General features: G+C 35.2%; 16 protein-coding genes. 11 read left to right on the top strand and 5 right to left on the bottom strand.

Translation table 11 applies throughout. The features are described from left to right. Positions 1-15: 15 nt before the first annotated feature. Positions 16-2,154: a S9 family peptidase gene (locus GGR42_RS00715; RefSeq protein ID WP_167959850.1), complete on the bottom strand. Its 2,139-nt coding sequence runs from the start codon at positions 2,152-2,154 to the stop codon at positions 16-18. A 66-nt stretch (positions 2,155-2,220) separates the two neighbouring features. On the opposite strand from GGR42_RS00715, the gene GGR42_RS00710 reads away from it, so the two are divergent. Continuing rightward, positions 2,221-2,547 carry a YbaB/EbfC family nucleoid-associated protein gene (locus tag GGR42_RS00710; protein ID WP_167959848.1) on the top strand — a complete coding sequence of 109 codons (327 nt, stop codon included), beginning with the start codon at positions 2,221-2,223 and terminating at the stop codon, positions 2,545-2,547. Positions 2,548-2,590: 43 nt separating this feature from the next. Further along, positions 2,591-3,046: a thioredoxin family protein gene (locus GGR42_RS00705; protein WP_167959846.1), complete on the top strand. Its 456-nt coding sequence runs from the start codon at positions 2,591-2,593 to the stop codon at positions 3,044-3,046. Positions 3,047-3,095: 49 nt separating this feature from the next. Here the strand turns inward: GGR42_RS00705 and GGR42_RS00700 are convergent, their stop codons facing one another. Continuing rightward, entirely contained in the window at positions 3,096-4,196 is a 1,101-nt protein-coding gene (locus tag GGR42_RS00700) for an OmpA family protein (RefSeq protein WP_167959844.1), read from the bottom strand. A 184-nt stretch (positions 4,197-4,380) separates the two neighbouring features. Here GGR42_RS00700 and GGR42_RS00695 point away from each other — a divergent pair, with 184 nt between their 5' ends. Further along, positions 4,381-4,707 (top strand): YegP family protein, encoded by a 327-nt coding sequence (locus GGR42_RS00695; RefSeq protein ID WP_167959842.1) that lies wholly within the window; start codon positions 4,381-4,383, stop codon positions 4,705-4,707. Here GGR42_RS00695 and GGR42_RS00690 read toward each other — a convergent pair. Together GGR42_RS00690 and GGR42_RS00685 are read right to left on the bottom strand one after the other, a co-directional pair. Then, on the bottom strand, positions 4,702-5,724 hold the full coding sequence (locus GGR42_RS00690) for a threonine aldolase family protein (RefSeq protein ID WP_167959841.1): 1,023 nt from the start codon (positions 5,722-5,724) through the stop codon (positions 4,702-4,704). The genes GGR42_RS00695 and GGR42_RS00690 overlap by 6 nt on opposite strands. An 11-nt stretch (positions 5,725-5,735) precedes the next feature. After that, entirely contained in the window at positions 5,736-8,141 is a 2,406-nt protein-coding gene (locus GGR42_RS00685; protein WP_167959839.1) for a zinc-dependent metalloprotease, read from the bottom strand. A 197-nt stretch (positions 8,142-8,338) separates the two neighbouring features. Here GGR42_RS00685 and GGR42_RS00680 point away from each other — a divergent pair, with 197 nt between their 5' ends. From GGR42_RS00680 to GGR42_RS00650, 7 genes are all read left to right on the top strand, one after another. After that, positions 8,339-9,802 carry a circularly permuted type 2 ATP-grasp protein gene (locus GGR42_RS00680; protein WP_167959837.1) on the top strand — a complete coding sequence of 488 codons (1,464 nt, stop codon included), beginning with the start codon at positions 8,339-8,341 and terminating at the stop codon, positions 9,800-9,802. Positions 9,803-9,811: 9 nt separating this feature from the next. Continuing rightward, complete coding sequence (locus GGR42_RS00675) at positions 9,812-10,759, top strand: alpha-E domain-containing protein (RefSeq protein WP_167959835.1); 948 nt, start codon at positions 9,812-9,814, stop codon at positions 10,757-10,759. A gap of 45 nt (positions 10,760-10,804) precedes the next feature. Continuing rightward, positions 10,805-11,659: a transglutaminase-like domain-containing protein gene (locus tag GGR42_RS00670; RefSeq protein WP_167959834.1), complete on the top strand. Its 855-nt coding sequence runs from the start codon at positions 10,805-10,807 to the stop codon at positions 11,657-11,659. A gap of 61 nt (positions 11,660-11,720) precedes the next feature. Then, positions 11,721-12,819 (top strand): peptide chain release factor 2 gene (gene prfB / locus GGR42_RS00665; RefSeq protein WP_167959832.1). Its coding sequence is split into 2 segments (ribosomal slippage): positions 11,721-11,783 and positions 11,785-12,819, totalling 1,098 coding nucleotides; the frame shifts between segments, so codons are not numbered across the junction. Between the two features lie 2 nt (positions 12,820-12,821). Next, positions 12,822-13,166 (top strand): arsenate reductase (glutaredoxin), encoded by a 345-nt coding sequence (gene arsC, locus GGR42_RS00660; protein ID WP_167959830.1) that lies wholly within the window; start codon positions 12,822-12,824, stop codon positions 13,164-13,166. Positions 13,167-13,260: 94 nt separating this feature from the next. Further along, a complete protein-coding gene (locus GGR42_RS00655; protein WP_167959829.1) occupies positions 13,261-13,749 on the top strand; it encodes a hypothetical protein in 489 nt (162 codons plus the stop codon). Positions 13,750-13,762: 13 nt separating this feature from the next. Next, a complete protein-coding gene (locus GGR42_RS00650; RefSeq protein ID WP_167959827.1) occupies positions 13,763-16,258 on the top strand; it encodes a TonB-dependent receptor domain-containing protein in 2,496 nt (831 codons plus the stop codon). Positions 16,259-16,307: 49 nt separating this feature from the next. Here GGR42_RS00650 and GGR42_RS00645 read toward each other — a convergent pair whose 3' ends face one another. Beyond that, complete coding sequence (locus tag GGR42_RS00645) at positions 16,308-16,481, bottom strand: hypothetical protein (RefSeq protein ID WP_167959825.1); 174 nt, start codon at positions 16,479-16,481, stop codon at positions 16,308-16,310. A 142-nt stretch (positions 16,482-16,623) separates the two neighbouring features. On the opposite strand from GGR42_RS00645, the gene fumC reads away from it, so the two are divergent. Then, positions 16,624-18,021: a class II fumarate hydratase gene (gene fumC, locus GGR42_RS00640; RefSeq protein ID WP_167959823.1), complete on the top strand. Its 1,398-nt coding sequence runs from the start codon at positions 16,624-16,626 to the stop codon at positions 18,019-18,021. Positions 18,022-18,051 lie beyond the last annotated feature (30 nt).

Here is an 18,051-nt window from a genome sequence, read left to right as displayed (position 1 = left end):
ACAATTTTTTTTAAACTACTGTATTTGTCCTTCTAAATCCAATAAAAAGGCATAATCTTTAGCTGTTTCCTTTAGGGCTTCAAATCGACCTGATGCCCCGCCATGCCCCGCATCCATATTTATATCAAACAAAAGCAAATTAGAATCGGTCTTTACTTCACGTAATTTTGCCACCCACTTTGCCGGTTCAAAATATTGTACCTGCGAATCGTGTAAACCAGTGGTGACATATAAATTAGGATAATCTTGAGCAACAACATTATCATATGGAGAATATGATTTTATGTAATCGTAATATTCTTTATCATTTGGATTTCCCCATTCATCAAACTCCCCTGTTGTCAATGGTATAGAATCATCTAACATTGTGGTAACTACATCTACAAAAGGAACGGCGGCTATAACCCCATTATAAAGCTCTGGAGCCATATTTACAATAGCCCCCATTAGTAATCCACCTGCGGAACCACCATAGGCATATAAATGTTCTGCACTTGTAAATTTGTTCTCAATTAAATACTTGGAACAATCAATAAAATCTGTAAAGGTGTTTTTCTTCTTAAGTAATTTTCCATCCTCGTACCACTGTCTTCCCAAATACTCTCCTCCCCTAACATGGGCGATTACGAAAACAAACCCACGGTCCAAAAGACTTAATCTTGAAGTTGAAAAATAAGGATCTGTAGTGCTGCCATATGAACCATAGGCATACTGCAATAAAGGACTAGTTCCATCCAGCTTGGTATTCTTATGGTATACTATAGACATAGGTACTTTAACACCATCCCTTGCCGTTGCCCAAACTCGTTGTGAACGGTAGTTCTCTTTGTTAAATTTTCCCCCTAATACTTCTTGCTCCTTCTTTACCTCTTTATTCTTAGTCCTCATATTAAAATCGATAATGGAATAAGGAGTGGTAATAGCATTGTATACATAACGAAGAGTTTCCGTGTCAAACTCCAAATTGGCATAGCTATAGGCCGTATAGGTCTCATTGTCAAATGGCAAATAATAACTATCTGTATTGTCCCAACGGTTAATTTTAAGTTTGCTTAACCCGTTTTCTCTTTCTGAAAGCACATAATAGTCCCTAAAAATGTCTATATCCTCTAAAAGTACATTTTCCCTATGTGGGATGAATTCCGTCCAATTTTTATGTGATGTTTTTTCTTTACTTGTTTTCATCAACTTAAAATTGGTTGCCTTATCCTTATTGGTAAGAATATAAAAATCGCTGTCAAAATGGTAAATAGAATATTCCAACCCACGCTCCCGGGGTGAAAACATTTTAAACGATTCATCTGGAGTATCCGCTTTTACAATTTGATACTCACTTGTTAAAGTACTATATGAGCCAATTATTATGTATTCTTTGGATTTGGATTTGTATACAAATGTGCCAAAAGTATCATCCTTTTCATGAAAAATTAAAGTATCGTCATTGGCATTTGTGCCAAATTTATGCTTGTAAATTTTGTCCGACCTAAGTGTTACCGGGTCTTTTTTTGTATAGAACAAAGTTTTATTGTCATTGGCCCAAACACTGCCTCCCGTTGTATTTTCAATCTTGTCTGGATAGATATCTCCAGTTTCAAGATTTTTAATTTGTATATAGTATTGTCTTCTAGAAACGGTATCCAATGCAAAAGCGGCATATTTGTTGTCCGGGCTTATGGAAATCCCCCTTAAATTAAAGAATTCATGCCCCACTGCCATTTCATTGCCATTGAACATAATTTCCTCCTGAGAGTCTAAGTTGTCTTTTTTTCTGGCATGAATAGGGTATTCTTTTCCTTCCTCATACCTTGTATAATACCAATATCCATTACGTTTATAGGGAACGGATGAGTCATCCTCTTTAATTCTAGACTTTAATTCATTGAAAAGAGTGTCCTGAAAAGTTTTTGTATGAGCTGTCATCTCCTTGTAATAGGCGTTCTCCTGCTCTAAATATTCTATTACCTCATCATTTTCCCTATCATTTAACCAATAGTAATCATCAATTCTAATATCCCCATGTTTTTCCAGTTCTTTTGCCTGTTTTTTCGCAATCGGTGCCTTCATTTCAATTTTGTCCTTTTTTTGGTTCTGACAAGAAAGCGCAAAAGTAATACTTAACAACAAAACAACTTTATTAATATGCAAATGGCTCATGGATAGTGTATTTAATTCTCCCAATTTACTATTTTTGAATATATAATTTATTAAAACCGCAGCAATATGTTTGGAGATTTAATGGGAATGATGGGTAAATTGAAAGAAACCCAGAAAAAAGTTGAGGAAACTAAAAAACGTTTAGATTCCGTTCTTGTGGATGAAAAATCATCTGACGGATTAATTAAGGTTACCCTGACCGCCAATAGAACAATTAAGAAAATAGATTTGGATTCTAGCCTGTTGAAAGACAAAGACCAATTGGAAGATTATTTGATAACAACACTTAACAGGGCCATAGAAAATGCCACAAAGATAAATGAAACTGAACTTGCGGCCGTGGCCAAAGATGGAATGCCCAATATTCCTGGAATGGATTCGTTATTTAAATAATACCACAGGGTCTATTGATATGCCCCAAGTGAAATTTAACTATATGAAAACAAAATTATTTATTTTACTCGTTCTTCCCTTTATTTCATTTTCTCAGATGGATAGTGCTATAGAGAAAGAACTGAATTGGCAAACTGATTATAATAAGACCATGGAGAAAGCCCGAAAAGAAAATAAAAATGTTGTTTTGTATTTCACGGGAAGCGACTGGTGTGCTCCATGTAAGATGCTAAAAAAAGATTTGTTTGACAAACAAGAATTTGCAGATTTATCCAAAGAGTTTATTCTCTTGTACATTGATATTCCCCGAAATCAGGATCTACTATCCGATTCGCAAATTAAACATAACAAAGACATGTTGCCCATATATAATAAAAAAGGGGTGTTCCCGCTTCTTAAAATCTTAAATCCCAAAGGAAAAGTATTAGATGAAATCTCTGGCTATAGTATGAACGGTGAAGTTGGTTATCATCTTAATTTACTTAAAAATCATAAATAAAAAAAGGCTTCCATACAGGAAGCCTTTTTTTATTAAAAGAGAATTTCTTTTAGTTGTTTATCAATCTAAACTCTGTTCTTCTATTTACAGAATGATCTCTTTCTGTACAAGAAACACCATCAGCACATCTGTTCTTCAATCTTTGTTCTCCATATCCATTTGCAACCAATAAACTAGAGTTAACTCCTTTAGAGATTAAATAGTCTGCAACCGCTTTCGCTCTTCTATCAGATAAATCTTGATTTGAACTTGAAGTACCACGAGCATCCGTATGAGAAGCTATTTCTAATTTAGCTCCAGGATTTTGCTTTAATACTGGCATTAAGCGTGTGTCAATAATGGTCTTTGCTGCACTTGTTAATGTTGCACTACCTAAATTCCAGTTAATTGGTAAGGCTTGATATTCAACCAATGAACATTCTACTTCTTTCCAAGAAGTTAATCCACCCTTGTCCTTTAAAACCTCTTTTGTAATTGTTTTTGTTACTGCTGGGATAGATTCTTCAACTGTGTAAGCATCTTTATCCAATACTGTTTTTGTTATTTCTTTGTACTCAGCAGGAATTACTACTTCCACAACCTTAGCTGGCTCCAAAAGAACTCTTTTGGTATATACTGCATTTTGACTCCCCAATGGAGATTTTGTTGTACTTGCATCACTACCTAAAACTTGTGTTTGCACTGTTGTATATTCAGCAGGATACCCTTTATAACACCAATAGCGACAATCATCTGGGTTTCCAGAAGCACAATCAGGGGCAGGTGATCCCAACTCCCATTGAGCATACGCTGGCTTAATTTCAATTGTTTCAGAAGCAGACCTAAAGGAAGCAGGAATTATACTTAAGCTATTACCTCCTTCTTTAGATACATATGATACAGTTTCTGTACCCCACTTTGCAGCAACAACAGTAAGTTTCTTACTTTCCTCTTTAACAAGAACTCTTTCTGTAACTGTCTTAAAAGTGGCAGGATAGGTTTTCAATACTTTATATGCAGGCTTTGTAATAAACGTTACTGTTTCATTAACGTATACATCTGGTGTTGTACAGCGTACATAACATTTTCCGGGCTCTGGATTTGTTGGCAAATCTTGTGCCATCGAAATTGAAAAGGTAAATAATGATAAAATAAATAGAACTTTTTTCATAATCAGAAGATTAGTTTTTAAATAATTAATGGTTTACGGTATTCTTTTAATACCTCTATTCTTTTAGAAACATCATTCTTAAAAAAGTCACTTTTAAATTTAAAAAATGTATTTTTTTTGGTGTTTAGCTACAAAATCAACAATTCTTCATAAGAAGTTGTAACTTTAAATAAAGTACAGAGCAATGATTAAAATTGAAAAAGAAGAAAACCATACCTACCGGTTTAGTTTAAAAACCGAAAGTGGTAATACTATATTAAAAAGCGTGCCCTTTAATAGCAAGGGTGAAGTTGAAAGTACCCTTGCGGGACTTAATCCAAAATTAAAACAGAGTCCATCCGTATTTGAAAGAAAAACAAATCACAATGGTAAATTTCTTTTTAATTTAAAAGACAAAAAAGGAAATTTAATTGGGAGTAGTCAACTCTATAATTCAGAGGCTGGGATGGAAAATGGCATTAAAAACATTAAGAACAGCTTAGCTAAAATAGCCGATTGGAAAAAATTATAATTTTTTAAGCGTATTCAAAACAATTTCATGCATTTCTTGGGTATAATCATAATGTGTGACCATTCTTAACTTTCCTTGACCCATTCCAATTATATGAATGTCTTTTTCTTTTAGTGTTTGGGTAAAATGGGATTGGGTCATTTTAGACTCATCAATTTCAAATATTAAAATATTAGTTTCAATAGGCTCTACCTTTTGAATATAGGAAAGTGAATCAAGGCATTCTCCAAGTTCTTTTGCGCGAATATGGTCTTCTTGTAGCCTGTTCACATTGTTGTCTAAAGCGTAGATAGCAGCTGCAGCTAAAAATCCGGCTTGCCTCATACCTCCACCAAATACTTTTCTTATTCGTAATGCTTTATGTATAGAATCTTTACTGCCAACCAATGCAGAACCCACAGGACATCCCAGTCCTTTACTAAAACAGACGCTTATGGTATCAAAAAGTTCTCCGTATTCTTTTGGCAAGTTTTTTTTTACAACCATGGCATTCCACAACCTAGCACCATCCATGTGGTAAGATAGGTTGTGGTCACCACAAACTTTTTTTATTTTCTTTAATTCTTCCATGTCCCAACAGGCACCACCTCCTTTGTTTGTTGTATTCTCAACACAAACCAATGAGGTTAAGGGACTATGATAAAAATCAGGGGGATTAATGGCCTGCTCTACTTGCTCAGCCGTCATCATTCCCCTACTTCCTTTTAACAACTTACAAGAAACACCACTATTAAAACTTACGCCTCCACCTTCATAGTTGAAAATATGTGCATATTCATGGCAAATTAATTGCTCTCCAGGCTGTGTATGCAATTTAATTCCTGTTTGGTTAGCCATAGTACCACTTGGAAAAAACAGAGCGGCTTCCATCCCAAATAGTTTTGCCACTTTCTCTTCTAGGGCATTTACAGTTGGATCTTCCTTAAAAACATCGTCCCCAACCTCAGCAGACATCATTGCATTGAGCATATCTATACTAGGCTTGGTAACCGTATCACTAATTAAATTTATTTTCAATCCAAAATTGTTTAGTTAAAGCAATCCATGCCAATAGGTGAGCCATCTGGAATTTTTGGAGCTATTGTTTTTCTTTCATATCCTTTTGGATTGCCAATAAAGGATTCCAATTCTTTTTTGATAAGAACATTCGTTGGATTTATTTTCTTTTCACTTATCCAAGTCTTTAATCTCATCATTTCAAACAAAACTATTTCAGTAACTTGCGGAGAGCTGATCTTACTGCTTGCCAATGCCATTAATTCCTGTAGCACTTGCCAATTAATTGTTTTTTGCACATCTCCTATATATCCATCACTACTTTTGGATTTAATGGTTTTATCTAGAAGTGAAGAAACAACATCCTCTAAGCCTATCTGGTTTTTATCCATTGCTTTTTGTTGTGTCAATCTATTGGCCCTCTCAGGGTGCAACAAAAATGAAAGGGTGTTGTTACTGGCCGTTTCTACCGCCCCTAGTGGATCAAATGCAACCCCGGTTCTTCCATTAAAGGATTCCCTGCTTCTATAAAATCCTGTCGCTCTTGGGGGGAAAAGAATTAGTTTTTCTTTGGGAATAGCTATTTCTTCTGGATCCAAGGTTTTAAGAATACTAGCTAAAGCCTGTTGCTGTGTCTCTTTATCAACCACAGAAACAGTATTTTGCCCATCTCCCTTAACAGTATAATTATAATCCAATCCGCCAATTATCTTAGAAACTGCTTCTGTTTGATAACGATGAAAGAAATACAAAGGAGCAAATACATCTTCAAGTACCGAATTTGCCTCTCCAGTTCTAATATTATCCATTGAAAAATTATTGATAGCCAATTTTCTGATAGCCAACACATTATTCAACTCTTCACTGATGTTTTTCCCATTGTCCCACAAATGTCCCAATGCATGTGCTCCGCCTGAGGGTCGGGCATCACGATCAGAAATATAACGCAACCCATCTGTTTGGGCTTTTTGTAAAATCTCGTTCAATCCTTTTTTTTCATCCGTATTTTCAGGAAAAACCGTATAAGAATAGGCTACAATTGCTTTGTCCCATTCTCCTATTCCAACATCATAAGCATTAGAAAAATCTATCTCACCATTATTAATAGAGAATTGTGGATGGGGATAATCCATTACAGAAGCCCTACCATTTGTACTAGCAGCAAAATTGTGTGCAAACCCCAAAGTATGTCCAATTTCATGGGCAGATAACTGACGAATTCTGGCAAGTGCCAATTCTAACATTGCATCATGGTTATCATCTCTTTCCCCAAAAGGTTTGTTCATTAAAGCTTGTGCAATCAGGAAATCTTGACGGATTCTAAGACTTCCCAAACTAACATGACCTTTTATTATTTCTCCGGTTCTGGGATCTGTAATATTGCTACCATAACTCCATCCTCTAGTTGAGCGGTGGACCCATTGTATAACATTGTATCTAGCATCAAGGGGGTCAGCATCATCTGGTAATATTTTTAATTGAAAGGCGTCTTTATATCCAATAGATTGAAATGCCTGGTTCCACCACTTGCCTCCTTCCATCAAAGCAGAACGTACGGGTTCTGGGGTGCCATTGTCGAGGTAATACACTATGGGTTCAACTGCTTCACTTATTAGAGCGCTTGGATCTTTTTTTTCTAATCGGTGCCTTGTTACAAATTGTTTTAGAATAGGTTCTTCCACCGGTGTGGCATAATCGTAATATGAAAATGGATATGACCCACACCTGGGATCAAAAACCCGTTTGTTGTATCCATCATCCGGAAGTTCTATAAAAGAATGATGTTGTGCCACAGTAACCAATCCAGGATTTGGAGTCACAGAACGTATGTACCCGCCCTTTGGTTCTCCCTTAAAGGTTAATGCCACATCAAACTCTATATTTTTAGGAAAAGCTTTTGTGCGCTCAAGTGCAAATGCACTTCTGGACAAATCCAAACTGTAGGACCCTTGGTCCGCTCTTTTTAACCGGTTTGCCACACCATGGGCATCCTGCATTAAAAAATTAGTAATATCTATTACGTATGTTCCGTTCTTTTCCTCTTCAATTTTGAAACCAAAAAGGATGGATTTGGCGAATGCCTGTTCCACAGACTTTTTTTCCAATTCATTATTGGTAAGTGCCCTATATTTTAAATTAGGCTGAACCAAAAGCAACTTACCACCTGCTTTTTTAAAATAGACTACTTGTTCGTTTCCCAATTGCCCTCTGTCCAAACCAATATCATTACTGCCAATACCGCTACTTAAGGAATACACATATAAAAATTCTTTATTAAGATCTTTAACTTCCAAAAAAATCTTGTCCGTATCCTCATCATAATAAAAGTCATACAGCCCTTCATATTTTTGGTACTCAGCTTTATTGGATGAAAATTGGGACAAACAACTATAGGTTGTAAAAACTAAAAAAAAAGATAAAAGTATTTTTTGCTTCATAAATTGAAAATTTGACAATTTAAATTTATGCAAAATCAAATTAAATATCATGGTTTTTACCTATAAACACCTAATAAAAGAAATTCTTAAAAAATGTTTTGATTTTTTAACTAAACGACAATAAAGTAATTGTCTTTTGCTAGATTCCTAATAAACAATTCGTTAAAAACCCTTAACTTGATGAAAAGCAATATTGAATGGTAAATACTGAAAATGCTATATTCTCATCATACAAAAGAGATCCAAACCTAAATGATGAGATATTTGACAAAAATGGCAATGTAATAGAGATTTATAAAAAGCTTTTAAAGCTTTATGGCGATCATTCAATCAATGACTATGTAAATTTAAATACCAAAGCCAAGTCTTCCTTTTTTAATCAAGGAATTACTTTTCAAGTATATAGTGAAAAGAGTACGCAAGAAAAAATTTTTCCATTTGACCTTTTTCCAAGAATAATAGCTCCTGAGGATTGGGAAATTATTGAAAGCGGTTCACTGCAACGTAGTAAAGCATTAAATCTTTTTCTGTGGGATCTATATCATGAGAAGAAAATTATAAAACAAGGCATTGTCCCGATGGAATTGATTAGTTCTTCCATTAATTATTTACACCAAATGATGGATATAGACCCTCCTGGCGGAATATATAATCACATATCTGGAACAGATATTATAAAACATACCGATGGCAAGTATTATGTACTTGAGGATAACATTCGATGTCCATCAGGTGTTAGTTATGTTATCTGCAACCGAACTGCTCTTAAAAGGGCGTTATTTGGGGTTTTCAACCATTATCAAGCCCATACAGTTACTAATTATGCAGAAAATCTTCTAGACCTTCTAGAATCGGTCAAACCAAAAGGTGTAGATGTTCCCAATTGCGTTGTTATTACTCCGGGAATGTATAATTCTGCTTTTTATGAACATTCTTATTTAGCTAAAACCATGGGGGTTGAATTAGTTGAAGGAAGAGATTTGTTCGTGGAAAATGATTTTGTGTATATGAAAACCATACAAGGTCCGCAAAAAGTAGATGTCATCTACCGACGAATTGATGACTTTTTTATTGATCCATTAGAATTTAAACCAGATTCGGCTATTGGGGTACCTGGTCTTTTCGCGGCCTATAAAAAAGGGAATGTAACGTTGGCAAATGCTCCGGGAACTGGGGTTGCCGACGACAAAGCCGTGTATACCTATATGCCTCAAATTATAAAGTACTATTTAGACGAAGAACCTATTTTAAACAATGTTCACACCTATCATTGTAGTAGGCCCGATGAATTGAAATATGTGTTGGAACATATTCCTGAGCTAGTAATAAAACCTGTAGATGAGGCAGGTGGATATGGAATTTCAATTGGTAATAGGCTTTCTAAAAGCGAAATTGAGCAAGTAAAAAAACAAGTAGGCCAAAATCCAAGAAAATATGTAGCTCAGCCTATTATGTCTCTCTCCGTTCATCCTACTTATATTGATGATACTGAATCTTTTGAACAAAGACATGTAGACCTTAGAACCTATACAATACTTGGCAAGGATAAAGAATTTGTCTTGAAAGGTGGACTAACTCGCGTGGCTTTACAAAAAGGCAACCTAATTGTTAACTCATCCCAAGGGGGTGGATCCAAGGATACTTGGGTCCTAAAAAAATAAAACCTTATTATGCTTGCACGAGTAGCCAACAATCTTTTTTGGATGGGACGTTATATTGAACGTTCTGAACATATTGCACGATATCTTAATGTGAATTATTTTTCATCCTTAGATGCACCCAATGAAATATCACAATCAAGACAATTTGTATTGCGATCCATGTTGTTCATGGTAGGTGAACCAGAAAATGATTCCAAAAAAAAATTAAACGAAGAAGAAATATTATACAAAATTGGTCTAGATCCAGAATTTTCATATTCTATTTTAAATAATGTAAAAAGCACTCGGGAAAATGCAAACAGTGCTAGAGATTTAATTTCCACGGAACTATATGAAGCTATAAACAAATTCTATCATTTTGTACTGAACTACCCAGCTGAGTCTTTTATGAAACAAGGTTTGTTTGATTTTACTGTAAACATTACCGAAATGACCTCTATACTACGAGCTAAATTGCGTGGTACTTTACTACATAATGAAGTTTATGCAATTATAATGATGGGCGTGAACATAGAAAGGGCAACCCAAGTAATACGAATTATTAATTCTAAATACAATGATGCATTGAATGCCCAGGGAAGTTATGGAGACAAATTCAGTAATAGTTATGAATGGTCCACATTGCTAAAATGTGCAGAATCCTATGATATGATGAAACGATTTTATAAGAAAACACCGACCAGCATTTCTACCTTGGAGTTTTTAATTTTGAACCCAAATTGTCCCAGATCAATTATGAATAGTCTAAACCAAGTTTATAATCATGTAAAGGTGTTGGACTCATCAAAAAAATATAATAAAAATTCGACTGCTTTCTTAATAGGTAAAGTAAGGGCTGAATATGAATTTAAATATATTGAGGAAATCGAAGAGGATATTCAAAGCTTTATAGAAAATATTTTGGAAAGTCTTGTGAAGATCAGCAATAAAATGGAAAAGGAGTTTTTTGACTATTAATGTTCTTCTTATGACTTACCTTAGCATACCTGTATATAAACTCTCATGTTCTTAGAATATTCCATAAGCTATAAAGCCCAAAATAGTTACGAAAACTGGGTTAATGATGCCCATTGGCAATTTTTAATCATTCCAGAGGAAAATGATACCCAAGAATTTATTAGTGTGGAGTTTAATAATTCCATCAATGCTGTAAACCAACATTCTATAAATGGATTGGGGTTCAAAACAATACGGGTACATCCTAAACAAAAGTTCAAAAACATCTCTTTTAATGCTTCATTTAAATTAATAAAAAAAGAAGTGAATCCTTTTGGTTTTGTCCCATCGCCAGACATAGAGAAAGATTATGAAAGAATCCATGATCTAAGTTTTAAAGTTGATTTTGAACCATTTCTTAGAACTACATATTTAACATCCTTGCCAAAAAACAATGAAAGGCTATTTGTTTTTAATGAGGAGAAATCAATTTTTGATAATCTTCAAAACTTAAATTATTTTGTTTTTAAACATCTCTATTTTAAAACTGATGTTACTGATGTTGAAACAACACTTGACGAAATAATTGAAAAAAGACATGGTGTCTGTCAAGATTTCACACATCTTTTTTGTGCTCTGGCAAGGCAAAATAGTGTGCCTGCAAGATATGTTTCAGGTTATTTACACCAAGGAAATGGCTATTTCGGAGATTCCCAAATGCATGCTTGGGCAGAGACCTATATACCCAATTTGGGTTGGGTAGGTTTTGATCCAACCAATAATTTATTGACCAGCATTGATCATATTAAAGTTGCCCATGGTAAGGATTATAAAGATTGTTCACCACTTAGGGGAGTCCTCTACACCAGCGGGGAAAATAAAACCATCCATTCCGTAAAAGTATTTAGCCAACAACAGTAAAAATTCCCAGGTTGTCTTTAAAACAAAAAAAGTAGCTTACTTTTGGGCAAATTTATTTTAAATGGTAACAACAGATCAACATAAAGGTCTTATTGATCGCCTTGGTGCGTTAAGGAGGTATCTTTGACATCGATGCGAAACTTATAGAAATAGAGAACGAGGAAGAAAAAACCTTGTCTCCAACTTTTTGGGACAATCCACAAGAAGCACAAATTCAAATGCAATCCATCCAATCCAAAAAAAAATGGGTGGATGAGTACTATCATGCCGAAAATTTGGTCAATGATCTAGAAATTTTCATAGAATTTCAAAAAGAGGGAGATATCTCGGAGAATGAAGTCAATACACATTATGAAAAAACTCTTGCTTCCCTCGAAAAGTTAGAGTTTAAAAATATGCTTTCCGATGAAGGGGATGAACTTACAGCCATACTACAAGTAACAGCGGGTGCTGGTGGCACAGAGAGCTGTGATTGGGCTGCCATGCTCATGAGAATGTATATGATGTGGAGTGAGAAAAATGGATATAAGGTAAAGGAGCTTAATTATCAAGCCGGGGATGTAGCGGGTATTAAAACTGTAACGCTAGAAATAGATGGTGAATTTGCTTTTGGTTGGTTAAAAGGCGAGAACGGTGTGCATAGATTAGTACGTATATCACCTTTCGACAGTAATGCAAAAAGACATACATCCTTTGCATCAGTCTACGTATATCCTCTGGTTGATGATAGTATAGAAATAGACATTAATCCAGCAGATATAGAGATTACCACGGCCCGTTCAAGTGGCGCTGGAGGCCAAAATGTAAATAAGGTTGAGACCAAAGTACAATTGGTGCATAAACCATCTGGGATACAAATTCAATGTTCAGATTCTCGCTCCCAGCATGACAATAGGGCAACAGCTTTAAAAATGCTTAAATCTCAGCTCTATGAAATTGAATTGAGAAAAAAAATGGAAGCCAGACAAGAAATTGAATCTTCCAAAATGAAGATTGAATGGGGTTCTCAAATTCGTAATTATGTTATGCATCCTTATAAATTGGTTAAAGATGTACGAACAAGTGAGGAGACTGGAAATGTTGATGCGGTGATGGATGGAAATATAGATCAATTTTTAAAGGCCTATCTAATGATGATGGGACAAAAGGAAGAAAGTTAGTTATGATAAAAATATATCACAATCCCAGATGTAGAAAATCCCGGGAAGGTTTGGCTGTTTTGGAGAACTCTGGCAAGGATTTTGAAATCATCAAGTATATAGCAAACATTCCTTCAGTGGAGGAATTAAAACAAATAATAGAATATTTGTCCATTGAACCAATAGAGCTGGTTAGAAAGAATGAATCCATTTGGAAAGAAAAATATAAAGGAAAAAAATTGTCCAATGATGAAATTCTATCAGCTATGGTAAAGTACCCCAATCTAATAGAAAGACCCATAGTTGTTAAAGGCAACAAAGCTGTTATAGGTAGGCCAGCAGAGAAAATTGAAGAGCTATTAGATTAGTCGCTCTCGAAAGGTATATTTACTTTAACAAACATTTAACGATAGGTGCTTAAACCTTAAAAAACATTTATAATCCAAGTAAACGATTGAAATCATGAAAACACATTACAAAAATATAATACTGTTCTTTTTTTTAATCATAAGTTCTATAGAAATGAATGCCCAATATGGTTATGGTGGATATGGTTATGGACGTGGTGGATATGGTTATGGTGGGAGAGGACGTAGTACGGTTCCGCAAGCAGAAATTCCGGACAAGGAACCAGAACCTAAAACAGCAGAGGAGATTGTTGAAGGGGAAATGCCAAAAATTACTGAAGCCCTGGAACTAAGTGAGTTTGAGACTGCAGTGGTCAGTAGTATACTTACCACTTCCATAAGAAAAAGAATGGAATTGCAAATTCTTCAGCTAGATCAAGAAAAAACCAAAGAGGCATTAGAGAAAATATATAAAACCCAAGATGATGATTTAAAGGCAAGCCTCTCCGAGGAAAAGTACAATGCCTTTGTTAAATTACAAGAAGCTGGTTTTAAAGATAAAAAGAAGAAAGAAAAGAAAAAGAAAAAAAAGAAGAAGACTTAACCAAAAACCACCTATGAGAAAACTACTCCCTTTATTTTTGCTATTGACAATATCTTTATCAATAACAGCCCAAAGACCTTCCCCAGATCAAGGACAAAGGCCACCAATAAAAATCACAGGGACAGTTTTAGACCAGGACAACAATCTACCCTTGGAATATGCAACACTAGTTCTACAAAGTGTTCAAAATCCTAATATTGTAACGGGTGGAATTACCAACGAGGATGGAAAGTTTGATGTTGAAGCAAAACCTGGTAGATATAATATTCGAATTGAATATATCTCATATAAAACGTATACGCTAAACGATCAATTATTGAGTTCTTCAACAGATTTAGGCACAGTAAAGCTGGCTTTGGATGTAGAACAGTTGGAAGCGGTAGAAGTGGTAGGTGAAAAAACAACTGTTGAGGTTAGATTAGATAAAAAAGTATATAACGTAGGTAAGGATTTAACCACAAGTGGTGGAACTGTAAATGACGCCTTGAACAATATCCCATCGGTAAATGTGGATATAGAAGGTGCAATTAGCCTTAGGGGAAATGAAAATGTGCGAATCCTAATCAATGGCAAACCTTCTGCCCTTGCAGGGTTTGGCTCAACAGATGTGTTTAAACAATTACCTGCAGATGCAATTGAAAAGGTTGAAGTAATAACTAGTCCATCAGCAAGATATGATGCAGAAGGAACTGCTGGTATTTTAAACATTGTTCTAAAGAAAGAGAAAACTTTGGGCATTAATGGTTCTATTAATGCTAATATTGCTGATCCATTTAGGTATCAAGTATCTACTAATTTCAATCTAAGAACAGATAAATTCAATCTATTCAATACCCTTGGATATTTTCATAGAGAATCACCTGGGAATGCTTTTTTTGATAACACATATACCAGTGGCGACTTTGACAGGATTTATGAAGATAGGGATATATCCAGAAATGATACCGGTTTTAATGTAAACCTTGGTCTGGAATATTTTCTTTCTGAAAAATCTTCTCTTACCGGTAGTGTTTTTGCTCGTTTCTCAGATGAACAGGACATTAATGAAAATGCAACGCAGCGTTTTATTGGTTCTACCATTGATAGCAGAACCTTCAGAAGTGAGGATCAAAATGAAGATGATAGCAATTACCAGTTCTCCATGAACTATACAAACAATTTTAATGATGACGGACATAAGTTAACCGCGGACGTGCAATACTCGTTTGATGATGAGGATGTTCTTACAGAAATTATTGAGAACAATACTTTTCCCAATAATGAGTTGTTGGCATCAGAGAGAATCTATGAAATTGAAACCCAAAACAACTATTTAGCACAAGCGGATTATGTACTGCCAATGGGTGATTCCCAATTTGAAGCAGGATACAGGGGAACATTTAGAGAAGAGCTAAACGATTACCAATTGGATACCCTAAATCAAGGTTCTGGCCAGTATATTACAAACACGGATTTAACCAATAAGTTTACCTATACACAAAATGTGAATGCCTTTTATTCCCAGTATGGTAACAAATATGGCAAGTTTTCATTTTTACTGGGTTTAAGACTTGAGAATACCCAATTAAAAGGTGAGTTGGAATCCGATGTAAATGCAGAAACACTTTCTGAGCAATTGGGAATTGATGTTGATGTGAATTTTGATAAAAATTACTTGGGCCTTTTCCCCACACTCAACTTAATTTTTGAAATACAGGAAAACGAAAATATATCTTTAGGATATAATCGAAGAATAAATAGACCAAGAGGATGGTTTATTAACCCTTTTCCATCTAGGGCAAGTAGAACAAATGTATTTCAGGGAAATCCAGATTTGGACCCGGCATATGCCAACGCATATGACTTGGGATATTTAAGAAGATGGAAGAAATTAACATTGACATCATCTATTTATTATCAAAAAGAAACCAATGCTTTTGAAAGAGTGCAGGAAGAAACTGGGGAAACAACATCAGATGGAATTCGAATTATTAGATCTCTACCTATAAATTTATCCACCAATGAAAGGGTTGGTGCAGAAGCTGGCATATTATACAATCCTGTTAAATGGCTACGTGTAAACAGTAGCTTTAACTTTTTTAAATTTACTACAGAGGGGGTTTTTAATAATGTGGATTATGGAGCGGAAAACACCAGTTGGTTTTCACGTTTTAGCACCAAAGTTTCCTTACCATGGAAAATAGATTGGCAGAACAATGCTTTCTATATGGGACCACGAGAAAATGCCCAAACCAAGACCAAAGGCATGTTCTCTTTAAATACCGCTATGAGCAAAGATATCTTTAAAGATAGAGCAACTATTTCTTTTAATATAAGTGATGTTTTTAATTCCAGAAAAAGAATGTCATATACAGAAACCGAGTTCTTTACTTCAGAAAGTGAATTCCAATGGAGGCCAAGGGAATTTAGATTATCTTTTATTTATAGGTTCAACCAACCAAAGGAAAGAAGAAGAGGTGGAGAACGCAATGGAGGTGGAGATGACGATGGAGAAGGTTTTGAAGGTTAGAAAAGAAACTTTTTATAAAAACAAAAAAGAAGCCTAATGGCTTCTTTTTTTATTCGTTACGCGCTGCTCTTTTCTTATCGCGCTTTTCTTTTAATAACTCTTTTATATTTCCAAACAACCAATAAGGCACAACAAATGTCAACAAAAATATCATTAGCCAAAAACCTATGGTCAATATGGTTAAAAAAGCTAAAAATCCTAAATACTGGTCAAACTCAAACATGGAAATTATTTTTAATATTACAAAGATAGTTTGAAAACTATAAATAGTGCAAATCAAATTGAAAAAAATACCAAAATCACTTTTATGAAACATAAAATGTTCATCAAAACAGTACCTTTGTTCCTTATCAAATGTATTAAAAATGAGTTTTAGGATAGAAAAAGACACCATGGGAGAGGTAAAGGTCCCTGCAGATAAATATTGGGGCGCACAAACAGAACGCTCCCGTAACAATTTTAAAATAGGGCCAAGCGCATCCATGCCTTTGGATATTGTTTTTGGTTTTGCCTATTTAAAGAAGGCCGCTGCGCATACCAATTGTGAGCTAGGTGTTCTTTCCAAAGAAAAAAGAGATTTGATCTCAATGGTTTGTGATGAAATTTTGGAGGAGAAACACAATGACCAATTCCCATTGGTCATATGGCAGACCGGTTCTGGAACACAAAGCAATATGAACGTCAATGAGGTGGTCGCCAATCGTGCCCATGAAATTGCCGGTAAAATAATTGGTGAGGGAGAAAAAACAATTCAGCCAAATGATGATGTCAATAAATCCCAGTCTTCCAATGACACCTTCCCTACGGGAATGCATATTGCCGCATATAAAAAAATTGTTGAGGTCACCGTTCCTGGCATAACACAATTACGAGATACGCTTGATAAAAAATCTAAAGAATTTTCTAGTGTTGTAAAAATAGGCCGCACACATTTAATGGATGCCACTCCCCTAACCTTAGGTCAAGAATTTTCTGGTTATGTTTCCCAATTGGATCATGGACTTAAGGCATTAAATAACTCCTTGGAGCATTTAAGTGAGTTGGCCCTTGGAGGAACAGCAGTGGGAACAGGATTAAACACTCCAGAAGGATATGATGTTCTTGTCGCCAAGTACATTGCAAAATTTACAGGATTACCTTTTATTACAGCAAAAAATAAGTTTGAAGCATTGGCAGCCCATGATGCAATTGTTGAGAGTCATTCCGCTTTAAAGCAATTGGCTGTTTCTTTGAACAAAATTGCCAATGATATTAGAATGATGGCTTCTGGACCTCGTTCTGGGATTGGAGAAATTATTATTCCTGCCAATGAACCTGGAAGTTCTATTATGCCAGGAAAGGTTAATCCAACCCAATGCGAAGCTTTAACAATGGTTTGTGCTCAGGTAATGGGCAATGATGTGGCTATATCAGTCGGAGGCACACAAGGGCATTACGAACTGAACGTTTTTAAACCCATGATGGCTGCTAACATTTTGCAATCTGCTCAGTTATTGGGTGATGCTTGTACTAGCTTTGATGAACATTGTGCTTCTGGCATAGAACCTAATCGCCAGGTAATAAAGCAATTGTTGAACAACTCTTTAATGTTGGTAACAGCTTTGAATACCAAGATAGGATATTATAAGGCTGCCGAAATTGCAAATACTGCCCATAAGAATGGAACAACGTTAAAAGAGGAGGCAATTAACCTAGGGTATGTCACAGCCGAAGAATATGACCTGTGGGTAAAGCCTGAAAATATGGTAGGGTCTTTAAAATAAAATTAAAAAAAGCAAAAAGGGAAAATCAAT

This window comes from Saonia flava, assembly GCF_011927795.1.
Taxonomy (GTDB): Bacteria; Bacteroidota; Bacteroidia; order Flavobacteriales; family Flavobacteriaceae; genus Saonia; species Saonia flava.
This window is presented reverse-complemented; position numbering and strand designations above follow the sequence as displayed.